A 20,595-nucleotide genomic window follows, 5' to 3' on the forward strand; every position below is an offset into this window, starting at 1 on the left:
GATTTATTTTTTCAATCCTAATTCGCGTAAACGTTCATCTAAAAACTCACCAGCAGTAATATCTTCAAACTGTTTTGGATTGTTTTCATCAATACAGTTTTCTAAAACATCTAATTTCATATCAGAAACAGGATGCATGAAAAATGGAATTGAATAACGTGATGTTCCCCATAATTCTTTAGGAGGGTTAGTTACACGGTGAATTGTTGATTTTAACTTGTTGTTACTATGGCGTGATAACATATCACCTACATTAATCATTAACTCGTCATCTTCTGCTATAGCATCAATCCATTCACCTTTATGGTTTTGAACTTGTAATCCTTTTCCTTGAGCTCCCATTAATAAAGTGATTAAGTTAATGTCACCATGAGCAGCAGCTCTTACAGCTCCTTTAGGTTCTGTTGTAATAGGAGGGTAGTGTATTGGACGTAAAATACTATTTCCGTTTTTGATGTAGTTATCAAAATACGTTTCTTCTAAACCTAAATGTAAGGCTAATGAACGTAAAACGTATTTAGCTGTTTTTTCTAACATTTGGTAAGCTTCTTTACCCACTTTGTTAAATTCAGGTAATTCTTCAACTTCAACATTTTCTGGGTATTCTTTTGCGTATTTTGAATCTGCATCAACATACTGACCAAAGTGCCAAAACTCTTTTAAATCTCCTTCTTTCTTTCCTTTAGCACTTTCTTTACCAAAAGAAACATACCCTCTTTGACCTCCAATACCTGGAATTTCATATTTTTCTTTTACATCTGTAGGTAAATCAAAAAACTTTTTGATTTCAGCATATAAGTTATCTACTAATTCATCGTCTAAAAAGTGTCCTTTTAATGCTACAAATCCTATATTCTCGTAAGCGTCACCAATTTCATTGATGAATTTTTGTTTTCTTTCAGCATCGTCCGATAAAAAATCTGCTAAGTTTACGCTTGGAATTTTATTCATTGTTAATAAGTTTTATTATTCAGGCGGTAAAGTTAGTGAAATCAAGCGTATGCTGATAATTTATTTATTAACAAAAGGAATTAAGTACGATATTGTATAGTTGAATCCGAAGCCTGTACTGCTTTCAAAAACACGATTAAAACCTGGTGTATATAGCGTTTTAAAGCCTTTTTGATCGTCAACACTTAACATAATTTTATATGAAAAGCTAAAACCAATAAACAAGTTTTTAAAAGTTTCTGCTTTTATACCTAGTTGTAACTCAGTCCAATGAGCGGTAAGTCCGTCGTCAGACATAGGTGTTGTAACAGGGTTTGAAGGAAAATAAGGAGGTAAGTTTTCAGTACCTGAAGAAACATTAGGTTGGTAGCTATTTAAGGTATGATCAAATATGGCAAAACCATAACGCATACCAACATAAATTTCGTTATTCATATCTAACCAATTCTCGTAAGCGTTGTAATTTGCTCCAAGTCTAATATAACTTCCTTTTGAACTAGAAGAAGAAAAATCTTCATAGGTGGTTTCATCTTCAAAACCTAATTCAGTAGCGATGTACCATTTTTTTGATACTCTATAATCACCTACTAATTCAAGTCCGCTATAACTTTTATCAATAATGGCAAGACCAGGTTTACTAATGTCTAATCCAATACGTAAGCCATATCCTGTTTTATATGTAACGGTATCTTTTTTTTCTTTGGTTTCTTCTTTAGATGTATTTATTTGTGAGTATCCGTTCACAAATACAAAAACGAAACATAGACTAATGAAATACTTGTACATGGGCGCTAGCTTGATTATCGATTAATGGAATTTCTGTAGTTGATAAACTGTTTATCCAACCTGTATCATTTAAAGTTACATTTTCATAAATAATTCTGAAACCACATGAACGAGACACAAAGTCTTCTTTAGGATTGTACTCAATGGTAAGTGTAGCCGTTTGGTTATTAGCTATATTACCATCTACATCATTCATTTTTAGTGTATAGACTGTTTTTTGAGATAGGCTGTTTAAAGGAATAGCAATACTGTCTACTGTTCTATCGGTAAAAAGGCTATCAGTTTTTCCTTCTGCAATTACAGATAAACGTTCTACATTTTTTAAATCATTCGTATTATCCATATCGTAAAAACGAAGCACTAAATTAGGGGTTACTGGGTTTTGTGTACAGAAATCATCTTTTTCACAGGCCGTTAAACCTGCTATAAATATGAATAGAGCAATGTATTTTTTCATATAATGTTTATTTTTCAAATAGAACTACCGTTTCTATGTGTGATGTATGTGGAAATTGATCTACTAAACTAATCTTTTTTAATTGATATCCGTTTTTCATCAATTCCTCCGTATCACGAGCTTGTGTTGCTGGGTTACAAGATACATAAACCATTCTATCTGCATTTAAGTTTATGATTTTCTTAAGTGTTTTTGGTGCAATACCCGCACGAGCTGGATCTAAAATAATGGTTCTTATCTTATTTTTATATTGTGGGTGTTCGTTTAAGAACTTTCCTACATCAGCTGCATAAAATTGCAAACCTTCAATATTGTTACGTTCTGCATTTTTCTTAGCGTCTTCAATAGCAGAGGCTACAATATCTACACCAACAATTTTAGTGTTATTCGACTTTGAAGCAATAATTTGTCCAATAGTTCCTGTTCCACAGAATAAATCCATCACTACGGTATTGTCAATTGCATCTTTGTTTTCTAACGCATAATCAACTACTTTGGTATATAGTTTTTCGGCAGATTTAGGGTTGGTTTGAAAAAAGCTTTTCATGCTAATTTCAAAATTTAAACCTAATAACTCTTCAACAATTTTATCTTTTCCGTACACCAATTTGATACTTCCTGAGGTAGCAATAGTTCTATCGCCAGTTTCGTCATTAATAGTATGTAATAAACCAGCAACTCTATCGCCAAATAACTCTACTAAATAATTAGCAAATTCTTTTAAATCAAATTTAGGTAAATCGTGAGAAGTGGTTACTAAGTTGAATAACAATTCGTTGGTTTTGTATGACTTTCTTACTACAAAATACCTAAAGAAACCTTCTTTTTTAGGTCCGTGCCAAGGAGCTAAACCAGTTTTTTTACAATATTCTCTAATGTTTTTGATGTTGTCTTCTACTTGTTTGTCAAATAAACCAGAATCTTTTTCAAGGTTATCACCCATCCACCAAACACCTCGACGTTTAAAACCTAAGGTAAATTCATCTACATCGGTTTTGTTTTCACGATCGTAACCAATGGCAGAAAAACCATATTCCATTTTATTTCTATAGTGGAATACATTAGGGGAAGCGATAAATTCATCAAATAAATCTTCAATATTTTCAACTTTACCAATACGCTTAAATAAAGATAACGTACTTTCTTGCTTGTATTTGTGTTGTAAATCTATAGGTAATTGAATATAAGGTGCTCCAGGAATATCTTGATAAGGAATAGCTACTTCGTCCTCAGAATGTTTTAAAACATCAATTAATTTACACTCTGCATACTTTTTCTTTGATTTGTCTACACGTGCTTTTACTAACTGTCCTGGTAAAGTGTTAGGAACAAAAACTACAAAAACACCTTCTTCTGAACGTATTCTTCCAATTCCTTTTCCGCCGAAGGCATAATCTTCAATTAAAATTTCAATGATTTGTCCTCTTTTTACAAACTTATTTCGCTCTCTTCTTGGCATTCTATACTATGATTTATAGTGTGCAAAATTAGGAAAAGATATGGTTTGAAGATAAAAAAAAGACCACTCATTGTAGAGCAGTCTTTTTTAGGTATAGTTTTTAAAAGTTATTTTTTTATTGACGAGCTTCTTGCTTAGCTTCTTTTATCATTTGTTCATTTGCAACAATCGCAAACTCTACACGTCTATTTTTACTTCTTCCTTCAGCAGTATCGTTCGTTGCTATAGGATCTTTAACACCAAGTCCTTTAGTTTCAAAACGACTGTTTTTTAATCCCTTACTAGCTAGGTAACTTTTTACAGAGTTAGCTCTTTTTTCTGAAAGCGTTTGGTTGTATTCAACCCTACCTGTACTATCTGTATAACATAAATTACAATATTAGTATTCTCATAATCTTTAAATACAGGTACTAATTTATCTAAGTTAGCTTGTGCAGTAGAAGTTAAAGTCGCTTTGTTAGTAGCAAAACGAACAGCATTTTCACCTAAAGTAAGTTTAATACCTTCACCAACTCTTTCTACTTCTGCACCTGGTAAAGCTTCTTCAATTTCACGAGCTTGTTTATCCATTTGGTTACCAATAACACCACCAGCAACCCCACCTACAACACCACCTAAAATGGCTCCTAGCTCAGAGTTGTTTTTACTACCTACGTTGTTACCTATTACAGCACCTATTACAGCACCAGCAGCAGTACCAATAGCAGCACCTTTTTGAGTGTTGTTAGCGTTTTGTATAGATTTACAAGAGGTAAAAATAGTACCAGCTAAAAATAAAATTGATAAACTATAAATGATTGATTTTTTCATAATATTCTTATTAATTATTGTCTTTGAAATGAATATGTAATGTCTTTTACTTGTCCTGCAACGTTAACTTGATCTGTTAAATCAAAACTAGTTTCGGTAACGTTACGTAGCCTTAAAATGTATCCAGTATTAACGTCTTTAGCTTTGTGATTATTAATAATCTTTAATACAAAGTTTCCGTCTTTATTAACATACCATGTAATAGGAGAGCTAAAGTCTTTACAATCTGTACTCGGATTGTTTAAGCTCATTTCGCCTTTGTTGTTGTTTGAAACAAAACTCCAGTTACTACCAATAAAGCAGTTAGAGTCTTCTAAATTAAATGAGTTTACTTTTAGGTAGTTTGAACCTGGAAAGTTTACAGCAGTAATAGTCCAGTTACCTTTTAGCATTCGTTCAGTTTTATTGTCAAGTTTAGTGTTGGTTACAGATGTAGATTTACACCCAATTACAGCTATTGAAAGCAGTAATAAAAATAAGATTCTTTTCATAAAATGATATTTAGTTAATTTCCTTAAAGATAAAAAAAACTGATTAACTATGGTTTTATTGTAAACCATAAAAAAAGTTATGTTGTTTATATTTTTAGACCCTTCAAAACTTATGAAAGTCACTTTAATTTAATAATTTTGTAGTTAGGGATGATTTCTTTCCCACGCTGAATTTTCGAAACTTCTTTTTCGAAAGGATAAAGGTAGATAAGGAATGGTTATTTTATAAATTTTAAAAAATTAAGAAAAATGGCTGTTTTAGACCAATTAACTTCGCAACAAGCGATTGACTTAGAAAACAAATACGGAGCACATAACTACCATCCATTACCAGTAGTATTGAGTAAAGGAGAAGGAGTATATGTATGGGATGTTGAAGGAAAAAAATATTATGATTTTTTATCAGCTTACTCTGCAGTAAACCAAGGACATTGCCATCCAAAAATTGTTGGAGCAATGGTAAACCAAGCACAAACATTAACGTTAACTTCTCGTGCCTTTTATAACGATATGTTAGGAAAGTATGAAAAGTTTGCAACAGAATACTTTGGTTTTGATAAATTATTACCAATGAATACGGGTGCTGAAGCTGTAGAAACGGCTTTAAAAATCTGTAGAAAATGGGCGTATGAAGTAAAAGGAATTAATGAAAACGAAGCACAAATTATTGTTTGTAAAAATAACTTCCACGGAAGAACAACTACAATTATTTCTTTTTCAAACGATCCTGTAGCACGTAAAAACTTTGGTCCATATACTGAAGGGTTTATCAAAATTGAGTACGATAACTTACAAGCTTTAGAAGAAGCATTAGAAAATAACGATAACATTGCTGGTTTTATGGCTGAACCTATTCAGGGAGAAGCAGGAGTATATGTGCCTTCTGAAGGATATTTAGCAGCAGCGAAAGCGTTATGTGAAAAGCATAATGTATTATTTATTGCAGATGAAGTACAAACAGGTATTGCACGTACAGGTCAGTTATTAGCAGTAAACCACGAAAATGTACAGCCAGATATTTTAATTTTAGGTAAAGCATTAAGTGGAGGAGCATATCCAGTATCTGCAGTATTAGCAAATGATAGCATTATGAATGTTATTAGACCTGGAAACCACGGTTCTACTTTCGGAGGAAACCCAGTTGCAGCAGCAGTAGCTATAGCGGCTTTAGAAGTAGTTAAAGAAGAAAAATTAGCTGAGAATGCTGAGCGTTTAGGTAAAATCTTTAGAGAGGAGTTAGCTGAGTTTGCTAAAGAAAACGAGTTAGTAACGTTAGTACGTGGTAAAGGGTTATTAAATGCTGTTGTAATTAATGATACTGAAGATAGCTCAACAGCTTGGGATATTTGTATGAAGTTACGCGATAACGGATTGTTAGCAAAACCAACGCATGGAAACATTATTCGTTTCGCACCACCATTAGTAATGAATGAAGAGCAATTAAGAGACTGTATTAATATTATTAAGAATACTATTACTGAGTTTAAAAAATAGTTTATAGCCTTGATTTATAAGGTATGAGTTATAAACTACTCTTAATCACATTATATACTTTATGGAATGAGCTCGATTTTTATCGAGCTCATTCCATTTAATATTAAAAGTGTTCTATGGTTAATTTAATTAGTTTAAAAGTTAATGGTAGAGTGTATATTTAACTTTTATCTTAAAATCCCTCAAATAGTATCTAACTATTTGAGGGATTTTTTAAAGTGTGTTTTCAGTTAAAATATATGCTGAAAACTTATTTTTTATTTTTAGCACGTTGTTGTGCGGCTTGTTGCTCTTGAGCTTGTTTCATGGCAGCATCTAAACGCTCACGGAATTTACTCTTTTTAACGGGCTTCTTTTTGTTTTCTTCAATCTTAGCATGAATCTTAGCTTCATCAATAACATAGTTCTTAATAACAAACATGATTATGATGGTTAATAAGTTTGAGATAAAATAGTACAAACTTAATCCACTAGCATAGTTATTAAAGAAGAATAACATCATAATAGGAGAGAAGTAAATCATCCATTTCATCATCTTACTCATGTCAGGCATTCCTTCTTGAGTAGGAGCTTGCATATTAGCTTGCTGGCTTTGGTTCATTTTCATGTAGAAGAAAATAGCTACAGAAGCTAAAATTGGAAATAAACTTACGTGGTCTCCATAGAAAGGAATTTTAAATGGTAATTTAAAAATAGTATCATATGAAGATAAGTCATTAGCCCATAAGAAACCTTCTTGTCTAAAATCAATATTGGTAGGGAAAAATTTGAATAAAGCAAAGAACACAGGCATTTGCATTAATGCGGGTATACAACCAGACATCATGCTCACTCCTGCTTTTCGCTGTACAGCCATAATTTCTTGCTGACGCTTCATAGCGTTTTCTTTCCCAGGATACTTTTTGTTGATTTCTTCCATTTCTGGACGAATCACTTTCATTTTAGCACTTGATAGGTACGATTTGTATAATACAGGAGACATTATAATACGTACTACGATTGTCATTAAAATGATAATTAATCCGTAGTTCCCAATAAATCCTTTTAACATATTAAATACAGGGTAGAATATAGTACGGTTTAAGAAACCAAAAATTCCCCAACCTAAATCAGCAATTTCGTCTAAGCTAGTCCCTTTATAAGATTTTAATAAATTATAATCTGTAGGCCCGTAAAACCATTGCATATTATAATTTAATTCTCCATTTGTTAAAGCTAATGGAGTTTTTAATCCGTAAGTTTTAGTGTACACACTATCTTTATCTTCACCTGCAAAATCAACAGATTTCAAAGTGGCATTACTAAACGGTGTATCAGATGTTAAAATAGAAGAGAAGAAGTGTTGTTTATAAGCAACCCAATCAATATCACTCACAACATCATCATCATTCATTTGTAAGTAATCTACTTCATCATCGGCTTTGTAATAGTAGTAAGAGTACATGTTTTCGGTTTTCAAACTCTTTTCGTGTCTAAAACCTTTTAAACTCCAATCTAAATTTATTTCTTGAGAACTATTAATTGTATTACTCAACCCTTGTGAACGAACGGCAAAACCTACACGGTAATCACCTTTTTTCATTTCGTAGCGGTATTCTAAAAACTTAGATTCAGAAACCTTTAACTTCATAGAAAGTACTTGCGTATCTCCATTTTTGGTTAGAGTAGGAGTAAATAGTAAATCTTTAGTATTTAAAATTCGGTTATCAGTAGTTCCGAAGTTGATATTGAAAGAAGCATTATTATCTTTAACCAAGTATAGAGGTAAAGAATCGTATGTTTTGTAGTTTTTAACTAAAGCTTCGATGATTTGCCCCCCTTTGTTATCAATAGTTAACTTAACAACGTCATTTTCTAATGTTGTGTTTCCTTCTTGGCTTTTTGAAGCTCCGTATGCAAAAGCACCAAACTTATTTCGTAAAGCAATTTGCTGTAACGAGTCGTTTACAATTACATTATCGGTTAAATTGTTTTCAGTGTTAGTAGCATTAGCAGTTTGCTCTGTCTGGGTAGTAGCTTCAGGAGTTTCTTCTGGCTTTTGAGTATTCATCCACCAAAGCATAATTCCTCCTAATAAAAGCATTCCTATAAAGGAATTTAAATCAAATTTTTTTTGTTCCATTGATATATGTTAAAATGTCAACTTGTCATTTAAAGTTTTTCTTAAAAGCTGAAAAACCCGACAAAGGTAGTAAAACCCTATAGTTTTTTTGAGGTTTTACGGTGAATAATTTTGTTAGTAATGGTAGTTCAAACAGTATTCCAATTTTTATAAACAATAAAAAATCCTGTAAACTTAATTACAGGATTTTAAAATTTATTTCTTTGATTGTTTTAAAGCCGCTTTAATAAAGCTAACAAACAGTGGATGCGGATTCAACACCGTACTCTTGTATTCTGGGTGATATTGAACTCCAACAAACCAAGGGTGAGAGTCAATCTCAACAATTTCTACTAACCCTGTTTTAGGGTTAACACCTGCTGTTTTCATACCAGCATTTTCTAATCGTTCTTTGTAGTCGTTATTGTATTCGTATCTATGACGATGGCGCTCACTTATTAATTCTTCTTTGTAAGCTTGAAAAACCTTAGAATCTTGTGTTAATTGACAGTCCCAAGCTCCTAAACGCATAGTACCACCTTTTTCAGTAACATCTTTTTGCTCTTCCATTAAATTAATTACTGGGTGTGCTACATCAGGATTCATTTCGGTAGAGTTAGCGTCTTTTAAATTTAACACGTTGCGAGCAAACTCAATAACAGCCATTTGCATTCCTAAACAAATACCTAAGAAAGGTATATTGTTTTCACGTACATATTGTACTGCTGCTATTTTACCTTCAATACCTCTATCACCAAATCCAGGAGCAACCAATACACCGTTTAATCCTTCTAGTTGTTTAGCAGCATTCTCGGGAGTTAGTTCTTCAGAATGAATCCAACGAACGTTAACCTTTGTTTTATTAGTAGTTGCAGCTCCTGCATGAATAAATGCTTCTGTAATTGATTTATACGAATCGTGTAATTCAACATATTTTCCAACCAAACCAATTTCAATACTAGAGGTAGGGTTTTTATGACGCTCTAAAAACTTATTCCAAGTTTTTAAGTTAGGCTGTTTACGTGTAGATAGGTTTAATTTATCTAAAACAACATAATCTAACCCTTCTTTAAACATAAGGTTAGGAACATCGTAGATAGTTTCAGCATCTAATGACTGTATTACATTTTGTTTTTTAACATTACAAAATAATGCTAATTTACGTTTAATATCATCAGAAATTTCGTGTTCCGAACGGCATACTAATATGTCAGGACTCACACCACTTTGCATTAATGTTTTTACAGAATGTTGTGTAGGTTTTGTTTTTAATTCACCAGCGGCTGCTAAGTAAGGTACTAGGGTTAGGTGTATAACAATTGCATTATCTTCTCCTAAATCCCATTGTAATTGACGAACAGCTTCTATGTATGGTAATGATTCAATATCACCAACCGTTCCTCCAATTTCAGTTATAACAATATCATAATCGCCAGTATTTCCTAAAATTTGGATTCTGTTTTTAATTTCATCAGTAATATGAGGAATAACTTGAACGGTTTTTCCTAAAAACTCTCCTTTACGTTCTTTGTTAATTACAGATTGATATATTCTTCCTGTAGTAACATTGTTAGCTTGTGAGGTAGGAATGTTTAAATAACGTTCGTAGTGTCCTAAATCTAAGTCGGTTTCAGCTCCATCATCAGTTACATAACATTCTCCATGTTCGTATGGGTTTAATGTTCCTGGATCTATATTAATATATGGATCTAACTTCTGAATGGTTACAGAGTATCCTCTTTCTTGTAATAATTTGGCTAGAGAAGCGGCAATAATTCCTTTCCCTAGTGATGAAGTTACGCCTCCGGTTACAAAAACGTATTTTGTGTTGTTCATGGTACTGTTAGGTTTGCGCAAAAGTAAGAAGTCTGGCAATTAGAACAAATAAAAAAGATAAAAAACGTGCAGAAAAATTATGTATGTTTGTCAAACAAACTTTTTTTGAAAAAAAATAAAATAAGGGTTTGTCAGACTGAAAAACTGTTGTATATTTGCCCACGCTTTTAGCAGACGGAATTTCACAAAAGCAAAACATTTTTAAAGAAGATATTTAAGATATACTGTAATGAGTAAAAGAACGTACCAACCATCGAAAAGAAAAAGAAGAAACAAACACGGTTTCCGCGAAAGAATGGCTTCTGCTAATGGACGTAAAGTATTAGCTAGAAGAAGAGCAAAAGGAAGAAAAAAGTTGTCTGTTTCATCTGAATCTAGACCAAAGAAATAATGATTAACTATTGTTAATATTTTAAAGGCGTTACTATTAAGTATCGCCTTTTTTTATAACCAAACAATTTTTATTTTTACATCACAACACAACACAGACTAAAATGCCTAAAAGACAAGACCTTAAATCGATTTTAATTATTGGATCAGGACCAATTGTTATTGGTCAAGCATGTGAATTTGATTATTCAGGATCTCAAGCGTTAAGATCTTTGAGAGAAGATGGAATTGAAACCATCTTAATTAATTCTAACCCTGCAACAATTATGACAGATCCTTCGATGGCTGACCATGTATACTTGTTGCCACTTAACACAAAGTCTATTGTTCAAATTTTAAAAGAACACCCACAAATTGATGCTGTTCTACCAACAATGGGAGGGCAAACAGCACTAAACCTTTGTATTGAAGCTGATGAAAAAGGAATTTGGGAAGATTTTGATGTTGAAATTATAGGAGTAGATATTGACGCTATTAATATTACAGAGGATAGAGATAAGTTTCGCTTATTAATGGAAGAAATAGGGGTGCCTATGGCTCCTCAAGCTACTGCAACATCATTCTTAAAAGGAAAAGAAATAGCACAAGAATTCGGATTTCCATTATGTATTAGAGCGTCGTTTACTTTAGGAGGAGCGGGAGCATCTATCGTATATGATGAGAAAGAGTTTGAAGAATCATTATCTAGAGGATTAGAAATTTCTCCGATTCACGAAGTAATGATTGATAAAGCAATGATGGGATGGAAAGAATACGAGTTAGAATTATTACGTGATGATAATGATAATGTTGTAATTATCTGTTCTATTGAAAACATGGATCCAATGGGAATCCACACAGGAGATTCTATTACAGTAGCTCCAGCCATGACGTTATCGGACAAAACGTTCCAAAAAATGCGTGACATGGCAATTAAAATGATGCGCTCTATTGGTGAGTTTGCAGGAGGATGTAACGTTCAGTTTGCGGTTTCACCAGATGAGAAAGAAGATATTATTGCAATTGAGATTAATCCACGTGTATCTCGTTCATCAGCATTAGCATCAAAAGCAACTGGATACCCAATTGCAAAGATTGCTGCTAAATTAGCAACAGGTTATACATTAGATGAGTTAGATAACCAAATTACTAAGTCTACTTCAGCTTTATTTGAACCAACATTAGACTATGTAATTGTAAAAATACCTCGTTGGAACTTTGATAAGTTTGAAGGTTCTGATAGAACTTTAGGTTTACAAATGAAAGCGGTTGGTGAAGTAATGGGGATCGGACGTTCGTTCCAAGAAGCATTACACAAAGCAACGCAATCGTTAGAAATTAAACGTAACGGAATTGGAGCTGATGGTAAAAGTTATACAGATTATAACCAAATTAAAGACAAGTTAAAATATGCTTCTTGGGATCGTGTATTTGCTATCTATGACGCTATTCAAATAGGAATGCCGCTGAGTAAAATCCATGAAATCACTAAGATTGATATGTGGTATTTACGTCAATATGAAGAGTTGTATATGTTAGAAAAAGAAATTTCTACCTATACTATTGATACCCTTGACAGAGAGCTTTTACTAGAAGCTAAACAAAAAGGATATGGAGATCGTCAAATCGCTCATATGTTAGGATGTTTAGAAAGTGAAGTGTATAAAAAGCGTGAAGAATTAAAAATAAAGCGTGTATACAAGTTGGTAGATACTTGTGCTGCAGAGTTTAAAGCACAAACTCCTTACTATTATTCAACATTTGAAAGTGAAATAGAAACTTCTGAAGGTGAAGTTTCTGTGTCAAATGAAAGTGTGGTGTCTGATAAGAAAAAAGTAATAGTATTAGGTTCTGGACCAAACAGAATAGGTCAGGGAATCGAGTTTGATTACTGTTGTGTTCATGGGGTTTATGCTGCAAAAGAATGTGGTTACGAAACCATAATGATTAACTGTAATCCTGAAACTGTTTCTACTGATTTTGATACGGCAGATAAATTATACTTTGAGCCAGTTTTTTGGGAACATATCTACGATATAATCAAGCATGAAAAGCCAGAAGGAGTTATTGTTCAATTAGGTGGACAAACAGCTTTAAAGTTAGCAGAGAAACTAGAGCGTTACGGGATTCCAATTTTAGGAACAAGCTATAAAGCATTAGATTTAGCTGAAGATAGAGGAAGTTTTTCAACTTTATTAAAAGAAAATAACATTCCTTATCCAGAATTTGGAGTTGCAGAAAATGCAGATGAAGCTTTAGCTTTAGCTGACGAGTTAGACTTTCCAATTTTAGTACGTCCATCATATGTACTTGGAGGGCAAGGAATGAAGATAGTGATTAATAAAGAAGAGTTATTAGAGCATGTAGTAGATTTATTACGTAAAATTCCTAATAACAAATTATTATTAGATCATTACTTAGAAGGAGCAATTGAAGCAGAAGCAGATGCGATTTGTGATGGTGAAAATGTATATATCATAGGAATTATGGAGCATATTGAGCCTTGTGGAATTCACTCAGGAGATTCAAATGCAACTTTACCAGCGTTCAACTTAGGAGAATTAGTATTAGAGCAAATTAGAGAGTACACTAAAACAATTGCTTTAGCGCTTGATACTGTTGGGTTGATTAACATTCAGTTTGCGATTAAAGATGATAAAGTATATATTATTGAAGCAAATCCACGTGCTTCTCGTACAGTTCCATTTATAGCAAAAGCTTATAAAGAACCTTATGTAAACTATGCTACAAAGGTAATGTTAGGAGAGAAGAAAGTAACTGATTTTGAATTCAATCCTCAGTTAGAAGGTTTTGCAATTAAACAACCAGTATTCTCTTTTAACAAGTTCCCAAATGTAAATAAGAACTTAGGACCTGAGATGAAATCAACAGGAGAAAGTATTTTATTTATAGATTCGCTTAGAGATGATGCCTTTTACGATTTATATGCAAGACGTAAAATGTATTTAAGTAAATAAAAGCATTTTAGAATAATAATATAGAAAATCCGAAGTAAATATGCTTCGGATTTTTATATTTTATATATGACAATATTAAACTTATTTACTTTCTAAGTATAATTTCTTACTGTATATTTGTTATTTAAAACAAATCTAAATAAAATGAACAGAATAGGATTAATTTATGGTTCTGATACAGGAATGACTGAAGAAATTGTAAGTTCAATAGTTGATGATTGGCAGGCATCTGAAATAGAAGTTATTGAAGTTTCTAACATGAAGAAGGAAGATTATAATCGGTTTGATAAATTTATTTTAGGTTTATCAACTTGGTACGATGGCGATTTACAAAGCGATTGGGAGACCTATTATGAAAATGAGTTTCAAACTATTGATTTTACAGGAAAGAAAGTGGCTATTTTTGGATTAGGAGATCAATATGGTTATGGTGAATATTTTGTTGATGGTGTAGGAATTTTAGCTAAAAATGTGGTTAAAAATGGAGGCGAACTTATTGGAAAATGGTCGTGCAAGGAGTATGATTTTGAAGAGTCAAAAGCTCAAATAGAAGAAGATAAAGACTATTTTTATGGTTTAGCTCTTGACGAGGATAATGAACCTGAAAAAACACCAGATAGATTAGCGAATTGGCTTAATCAAATAGAAAAAGAGTTTGACTTGTAAGCTTTCTTTTTGTGTTTAAATTTTATTTTAAATCAATCTTAACATTATAATTTTTTAATTCTTCAATGTAGTTTTGAGCAGTAAAATTATTATTATCAAATTTTTCTTGTCTATTCTTTTTCATTTTAATTCTATGGATGGCTTCTAAAAATCGACGCATTTCATTGTCATCATTAATAATAATTCCTGGTACTTCAGCATTATCACCATTGTCTTTTTTTGCTACCATTGTAAAATAAGAAGAATTACAATGTTTGGTCTTTCCTGTTTGTATATTTTGTGCTTCTACGCGTATACCAACTACCATCGAAGTTTTACCTACATAGTTAATTGACGCTTTCATGGTAACTAATTCGCCTACTTCAATAGGGTTTATAAAGTTAACGGTATCTACAGATGCTGTTACGCAATAGGTACCTGAATGTTTAGAGGCGCATGCAAAAGCTATTTGATCCATTAGTTTTAAAATGTAACCTCCGTGAATTTTGCCACTAAAATTGGCATGAGAAGGAAGCATTAACTCAGAAATAGTAATGCGAGTATCTTCTATATTTCTATAAATATTATTGTTCATTATCTTTTCTTATTCCTCTAAAATGAGGAGATTGTTCTTCTTCAACATGGGTTATAAAATACTTTGTATCACCTAACCAAAAGAAAGTTCCAAAACGTTCTTTGTAAGTAACTTTTACATAACGACCTTGATATTCTTGAAGTTTTTTTATGACTTCCTTTTGATTGTCCTCTACAGAAAAGGCAAAAATTTGCGCTCCAGAAATACCTTGGCTAATTTCACCCTCCCATGTTTTTACTACCACACCTTTGTAGCTAATTTTAATAAGTTCACCAGAGCGAACCCCTTCACTATAAGGAACAAAATAAATAAAAGTATAGTATAGTGCTGCTATAAGAGCAATACCAATTAAAATTAATCCTAAAATTTTTTTCATAGTAAGATATTGAAGAATGTATAATAACAAAAGTAAGGTTTATATTTTGACTTGTAAAATGAATTGAAAGTGGTAAGTTTGTGTTGCTTCAAAAAATGATTAATATGAACTATATTTTATTTGATGGTGATGTACGTACAGCTCTACTACCATTTACATATACACGACCAGTAGCTGATATTAGAGTAGGTATTTTAACTATTAGAGAAAAGTGGGAAAAATATTTAGGCTTAACAACAACTACCGTAACAGAGGAGTATTTAGAGGAAAAATATCCTATGGTTGAAATGGAAGAAAATGTATTATTAAATGCCTCTTTCTTGCCAACTAAACCTTTGGTTGAAATGGTTAAAAATCTACAAAACAATCAAGCTATTTTTAAAGGTGAAGATGTTATTGCTTTTTATACGACAGATACTCAGGAAGAAGTAGATTTTTCTTCTTATGAACATATAGAGTTTGAAGATGATATAATTCAAATAAAAAATACTTGGGATATTTTTTCGTTAAATGACAAAGCAATTAGAGCTGACTTTGATTTAATAACCGAAGGTAGAAAATCGGAACCAATTCCAGAAACTGTTAATTGTGTTAATAGAAACGATATTTTTGTTGAGAAAGGAGCTAAACTAACTTTTGCAACGTTAAACGCTTCAACTGGACCAATTTATATTGGTAAAAAAGCTGAAATAATGGAAGGTGTAGTTGTACGAGGTGCTTTAGCTATGTGTGAAAATTCAGTATTAAAATTGGGAGCTAAAATTTATGGAGCTACTACTTTAGGACCTTATTGTAAAGTAGGAGGAGAGGTGAACAACTCAGTATTATTTGGGTATTCAAATAAAGGACACGATGGGTTTTTAGGAAATTCAGTATTAGGCGAATGGTGTAATATTGGAGCTGATAGTAATAATTCTAACCTTAAAAATAATTATGCAGAAGTTAAGTTGTGGAATTATGAAACAGGACGTTTCGCTAAAACTGGATTACAATTCTGTGGTTTGATGATGGGAGATCATTCAAAATGTGGAATTAACACAATGTTTAATACAGGAACAGTTGTTGGTGTTTCTGCGAATATTTTTGGAAGTGGATTTCCAAGAAATTTTGTTCCTTCATTTAGTTGGGGAGGAGCATCAGGTTTTACTGAATACAAAACAAATAAAGTCTTTGAAGTTGCAGATGTGGTAATGAAAAGACGAGGTATTGAATTTGATGAAAGAGAAAAACAAATTCTAGATCACGTTTTTGAAGAAACAAAACAATACAGAAATTATTAAACCAAAAGGAAGGACTTTACAAAATGTAAAGTCTTTTTTTATTAAAAATTAACTCTAAAAACAAAGTTAGGTGTAATTCCTAGAGATATTTTGTTAACCTCTTTTAACTTATATTCAATTTCATTATCAGAATTTCTAATTGGAATAGCATTGTAAGTTCTACTTAAAATATTTTTGTTATTAAAAAGATTAAGTAAAGAGAAGCCCAATTTACCTTTCCAGTTTTTAGAAAAATTAAAAGAATACGTCATAGATGCATCCAATCTACTATAATTAGGAAGTCGAAGCCCATTTATATTGTCTGAATCTATAATAATACGAGGAATTCCTTCATCATCTGTATAAAATCTTTTAACGGCAGTATAGGGATTTCCTGTTCTAAATATCCACCCAAGAGAGAACTCATAGCTGTTTAATTTGTAAGCATGAGACCAAGAAAGATAATTAGTTATATCATGATTTGCAGGAAAAAACTTGTTTTCTAAGTCTAAAAATTTAAATTTATTTTTTGTATATGAATAATTAACCCAAGTTCTATAATTATTAAATTTTTTATTTATAAGTATATCAATACCATGTATTTTACCTTTACCATTAGAAAAGTCATTGGTTTGGTCGTTATAACCACTTGTTTGAGACGTCATACCACTAACTTTTTTATAGTAAGGTTCAATATCAATTTTCCAATTATTTTTATTAAAAAGTATTCCCGCTGAAACTTGTAAGCTTTTTTGTAGAGGAATATTATTATCATTTACTTGAGCCCATATCTGATTTTCTAAATCAAAACCTAATCTGGAAGTTTGAAACTCTATAATTTGACTCAATGTTTGGTGTTTTTGTTCAAAAGAAGCTTTAAAACTTAAGCTTGATGTAAGTTTTTTCTCCAAATATAATCTAGGTTCAAAAACAAATTTATCGATTTTTGAAAAGTAATTCAATCGTATGCCAGAATTTATATTCCAGTTATTGTTATCATATATATATTCCGTAAAAATTGAATGTGTATTGTTTGTAACTTTATCTTTTTGTATCGAAGAGTTCCTATTTCCTTCTAAGTCTATGAGATATTTTAATTCGTAAGCAGCTTTCGTAGATGTAAAATCATAACCCCAAAATAAATCTGTTTTATCGTTAAAAGAATAATTCATATTGTAGGAAAGCCCAAAATCGGTTAAAGAATTATTTTTAGTTGATAATAAAATTAAATAATCATCTATATAGTTATAGTTTCCTTTATATTTTAATTTAAAGTTAGAAAAATAACTTTTTATATTATGAGTCTTTTTTTCCGAAGATTGTTTATTCCAATTTACACTTACACCGGTATTATGGATTTCTAACTCATCATTATATTTGTCTTTATACCTAGGAATTACAAAATTGTTAAGCATTTGATTATTTGTGTATAAGAAACTAATGTTTAAAGATTCGTCTTTACTAGGGGTGTATATAAATTTTGTGGTATAATCTGAAAAATTAAATTTATTATCTCTACTAAATTTAATGTTTTTATCTATTATTTGACTTTCTTGATTATCATCAAATGTTTGAAAAACACGCATAGACAATTTATCAAAGGTGAAAGTTTTTAAAACATCAGAAAAAGACCTTCTTGCAGAAATAGAAAAAGCAGTTTTTTTTGAAAAAGGAATAGTAAGAAGTGCATCAGCATGCGTCATGTTCAATCCGAAACTTCCAGTTATTTTCTGCGGTATTTTATTTGTAGTTTTAATATCTATTACACCAGATACTCTATTACCATACCTAGCTCCTGTACCGCTTTTAGAAAGGTTAATCTCTTTGGTTGTATAAGGGTTAAATGCTGAAATCATTCCAAAGAAATGACCAGAATAATACATTTTTATACCGTCCCATAAAACCAAGTTTTGATTGGGAGTTCCGCCCCTTATATATATTCCTGCAGCTGTTTCATTAGGACTTTGAACACCAGGAATAATTTTTAAACTTTCTAGTATATCTGGTTCAGTTAAACCAGGTAAAACACCTAATTGTTTTGGAATAATAGATATAGTTCCATTTCTTTTTTTATTAATACCAGAAGTAATATAATTAGTTACAAGAACTTCTTTTAAAAGATTATATTCATTTGATTTAAATGTTGAATTTATTGTTATATAATAATATCGCTCATTAATTTTATTAAAAATTAATGATGTTTGACGTTGAATTTCATTGATAAGATAAACAAGTTCACATTTCTTTTTTTTAAAAGAAATATTTTTATCATTAATGACTTCTGTACTAAAAGAAAATTTTACTTTAAAAAGAGTTTCTGTTTCTTTTAAAACGTTTAATAAAGGAGCATCAATAAAAGAAATGTCTACCTTTTCCTGAGAAAAAATAGACATAGTTAAGCATAAAAAAAGTATACTTAATTTTATCTTCATTTATTAATACGTCAATATAACTGAACTATTTTCTGCTAATTTATAAGAAATTTTCATAGGAGCAAAAACAGTTTGTAACGCTACATCAACATTTTTATGTGTAAAAGTACCTGTAAAACGTTTAGAAGTGTCAACGTTAGAAGTATCGAACTTTAACTTAAATTGATTTTCTAAAGCTTTTATAACTTGATGTAAAGGAGTATTATTAAAAGAGCTTTCTCCTTCTATCCAAGAGGGAACAGAGCCTACAAATTCCCAATTTTCACCAGAGTTATTATAATTTCTATAAGCTTTCCCTTTAGTTAGTATAATTTCTTCTTTACTTTTTGACGTAACTTTAACTTTACCTTCGTAACATTCAATTTCAAAATAATTTTTTGATGTATTTACTGTAAACTTTGTTCCTAGTACAGTTACATTACCTTCATTAGATTTTACAGTAAAAGACTTTCCTTTTTCGACTTCAAAAAAAGCTTTTCCTGTCAAAAAAAGCTCTCTTTTATTATTCCAGTTTTGTTTATCATAGCTAATTTCAGACTTAGGTGATAAATATACTATAGAATTATCAGGTAATGTAATAGTTAATTGCTCTCCGTATTTTGTAGAAAAATCAACAGTATTATTATTAAAGTACAAGAAGCTAATTAATAATATAACAGAAGCAACCGCCCCATACATCCATTTAGGAACTAATTGCACTACTTTTTTATTAGCTTTAGATTGTTTGATGTCTGTTTTGAGTTTATTAAAAGCCTCTTCCTTATCATAAAAAGGTGTTTTTAAATTTAGAGAAGCATCATCAATAGCTTTAAATTGATGATAAACATCTGTTTTTTGAAACTCTTTTAATTCTTCCGCTGTTAGCTCATTGGCTATCCATCTTGCTAAAAAGGTTTCTTCTTTATAATTTATATTCATTTTCTAATCTATTCGTGCTATTTGTATTAAAAACAAGTAAAAGATTAATTACCCTACCTAATTAATACAAATATTACTTTTGTTATACTTTACCTATCTGTTCTTTTAAAGTAAGTAATGCTTTACTCATTCTTTTTTCTACAGCTTTTACAGAAACTCCAACAATATCTGCAATTTCAACATACTTTTTCTTATCTATTCTACTAAGCAAAAAAACTTCTCGTTGTTTTTCAGGCAAGTTGGCTATTGCTTTTTTAAGCTTAGTATGAAATTCTTCTTCTTCTAAAATAAAATGAGGAGTTTCATTAGTTTTACCAGAAGAAACATTTTTCTTTTGATGTTCCAAAACAACTTTTTTGTGAGCAACATCGTTTAAAAAATGATTGTTGGCTACTGTATATAGATAAGATTTAGCTTTTTCGAAAACAACTTTAGCACAATTATTCCATAGTTTTATATACGCTTCTTGTACGATATCTTCAGCTTGCTGGAGATCGCCGCATTTGTAATATATATAATTTCTCAATGTTTGCGAATGTTGGTTAAAAACTTCTTCAAAATTTTTTTGCTCACAAACAGATTTTAATGGGTCTTTATTCATTTAAATCAAGTTCCTAATCGGTGACAAATGTATGAAA

The 20,595-nt window shown here is 31.2% G+C and carries 17 protein-coding genes and 1 pseudogene; 5 read left to right on the forward strand and 13 right to left on the reverse strand.

All coding sequences use genetic code 11. From position 1 onward, the window contains the following. Window positions 1–3: 3 nt before the first annotated feature. The 6 genes and pseudogenes from D6200_RS02205 to D6200_RS02230 form a co-directional block, all read right to left on the reverse strand. Window positions 4–951 carry an isopenicillin N synthase family dioxygenase gene (locus tag D6200_RS02205; RefSeq protein WP_073183641.1) on the reverse strand — a complete coding sequence of 316 codons (948 nt, stop codon included), beginning with the start codon at window positions 949–951 and terminating at the stop codon, window positions 4–6. A 60-nt stretch (window positions 952–1,011) separates the two neighbouring features. After that, window positions 1,012–1,695, reverse strand: coding sequence for a DUF6048 family protein (locus tag D6200_RS02210; RefSeq protein WP_231128405.1), 684 nt, complete (start codon window positions 1,693–1,695; stop codon window positions 1,012–1,014). A gap of 22 nt (window positions 1,696–1,717) precedes the next feature. After that, window positions 1,718–2,194, reverse strand: coding sequence for a DUF6452 family protein (locus tag D6200_RS02215; protein WP_047789010.1), 477 nt, complete (start codon window positions 2,192–2,194; stop codon window positions 1,718–1,720). Window positions 2,195–2,201: 7 nt separating this feature from the next. Further along, complete coding sequence (gene rlmD / locus D6200_RS02220) at window positions 2,202–3,653, reverse strand: 23S rRNA (uracil(1939)-C(5))-methyltransferase RlmD (protein WP_073183640.1); 1,452 nt, start codon at window positions 3,651–3,653, stop codon at window positions 2,202–2,204. A 115-nt stretch (window positions 3,654–3,768) separates the two neighbouring features. Next, a pseudogene (locus D6200_RS02225) lies at window positions 3,769–4,463 on the reverse strand (OmpA family protein). 14 nt (window positions 4,464–4,477) lie between these two features. Then, window positions 4,478–4,954, reverse strand: a complete 477-nt coding sequence (locus tag D6200_RS02230; protein WP_073183841.1) for a lipocalin family protein — start codon at window positions 4,952–4,954, stop codon at window positions 4,478–4,480. A 249-nt stretch (window positions 4,955–5,203) separates the two neighbouring features. Between D6200_RS02230 and rocD the strand changes: the two genes are divergently transcribed. Continuing rightward, the gene (gene rocD, locus D6200_RS02235) at window positions 5,204–6,448 is read left to right on the forward strand and encodes an ornithine--oxo-acid transaminase (RefSeq protein ID WP_073183638.1); all 1,245 of its coding nucleotides are present in this window, start codon (window positions 5,204–5,206) and stop codon (window positions 6,446–6,448) included. Between the two features lie 250 nt (window positions 6,449–6,698). Here rocD and yidC read toward each other — a convergent pair whose 3' ends face one another. Next, window positions 6,699–8,570 carry a membrane protein insertase YidC gene (gene yidC, locus D6200_RS02240; RefSeq protein WP_047789005.1) on the reverse strand — a complete coding sequence of 624 codons (1,872 nt, stop codon included), beginning with the start codon at window positions 8,568–8,570 and terminating at the stop codon, window positions 6,699–6,701. Window positions 8,571–8,765: 195 nt separating this feature from the next. Then, complete coding sequence (locus D6200_RS02245; protein WP_073183637.1) at window positions 8,766–10,385, reverse strand: CTP synthase; 1,620 nt, start codon at window positions 10,383–10,385, stop codon at window positions 8,766–8,768. A gap of 229 nt (window positions 10,386–10,614) precedes the next feature. Between D6200_RS02245 and rpmH the strand changes: the two genes are divergently transcribed. The 3 genes from rpmH to D6200_RS02260 all read left to right on the forward strand — a co-directional run bounded on the left by rpmH (window position 10,615) and on the right by D6200_RS02260 (window position 14,398). Then, entirely contained in the window at window positions 10,615–10,776 is a 162-nt protein-coding gene (rpmH, locus tag D6200_RS02250) for a 50S ribosomal protein L34 (RefSeq protein WP_028891113.1), read from the forward strand. Between the two features lie 103 nt (window positions 10,777–10,879). Continuing rightward, entirely contained in the window at window positions 10,880–13,732 is a 2,853-nt protein-coding gene (gene carB / locus D6200_RS02255; RefSeq protein WP_047789003.1) for a carbamoyl-phosphate synthase large subunit, read from the forward strand. Window positions 13,733–13,876: 144 nt separating this feature from the next. Beyond that, the gene (locus D6200_RS02260; RefSeq protein WP_073183636.1) at window positions 13,877–14,398 is read left to right on the forward strand and encodes a flavodoxin; all 522 of its coding nucleotides are present in this window, start codon (window positions 13,877–13,879) and stop codon (window positions 14,396–14,398) included. Between the two features lie 22 nt (window positions 14,399–14,420). Here D6200_RS02260 and D6200_RS02265 read toward each other — a convergent pair whose 3' ends face one another. Both D6200_RS02265 and D6200_RS02270 read right to left on the reverse strand, forming a co-directional pair. Then, a complete protein-coding gene (locus D6200_RS02265; protein ID WP_047789001.1) occupies window positions 14,421–14,972 on the reverse strand; it encodes an acyl-CoA thioesterase in 552 nt (183 codons plus the stop codon). Beyond that, window positions 14,962–15,348: a 6-phosphogluconate dehydrogenase gene (locus tag D6200_RS02270; RefSeq protein WP_073183634.1), complete on the reverse strand. Its 387-nt coding sequence runs from the start codon at window positions 15,346–15,348 to the stop codon at window positions 14,962–14,964. Before D6200_RS02270 ends, D6200_RS02265 begins: the two co-directional genes overlap by 11 nt. Before the next feature lie 104 nt (window positions 15,349–15,452). Here D6200_RS02270 and D6200_RS02275 point away from each other — a divergent pair, with 104 nt between their 5' ends. After that, a complete protein-coding gene (locus D6200_RS02275) occupies window positions 15,453–16,628 on the forward strand; it encodes a GlmU family protein (protein ID WP_073183632.1) in 1,176 nt (391 codons plus the stop codon). A 41-nt stretch (window positions 16,629–16,669) separates the two neighbouring features. On the opposite strand, the gene D6200_RS02280 is transcribed toward D6200_RS02275, so the two are convergent. The 3 genes from D6200_RS02280 to D6200_RS02290 all read right to left on the reverse strand — a co-directional run bounded on the left by D6200_RS02280 (window position 16,670) and on the right by D6200_RS02290 (window position 20,558). Continuing rightward, window positions 16,670–19,000, reverse strand: coding sequence for a TonB-dependent receptor plug domain-containing protein (locus D6200_RS02280; protein WP_073183630.1), 2,331 nt, complete (start codon window positions 18,998–19,000; stop codon window positions 16,670–16,672). Between the two features lie 42 nt (window positions 19,001–19,042). Then, window positions 19,043–19,957, reverse strand: a complete 915-nt coding sequence (locus D6200_RS02285) for a FecR family protein (protein ID WP_073183628.1) — start codon at window positions 19,955–19,957, stop codon at window positions 19,043–19,045. Window positions 19,958–20,039: 82 nt separating this feature from the next. Continuing rightward, entirely contained in the window at window positions 20,040–20,558 is a 519-nt protein-coding gene (locus tag D6200_RS02290; RefSeq protein WP_073183625.1) for an RNA polymerase sigma factor, read from the reverse strand. Window positions 20,559–20,595: the final 37 nt, after the last annotated feature.

Origin of the sequence: Tenacibaculum mesophilum (genome assembly GCF_003867075.1) — a bacterium.
Lineage (GTDB): Bacteria > Bacteroidota > Bacteroidia > Flavobacteriales > Flavobacteriaceae > Polaribacter > Polaribacter mesophilus.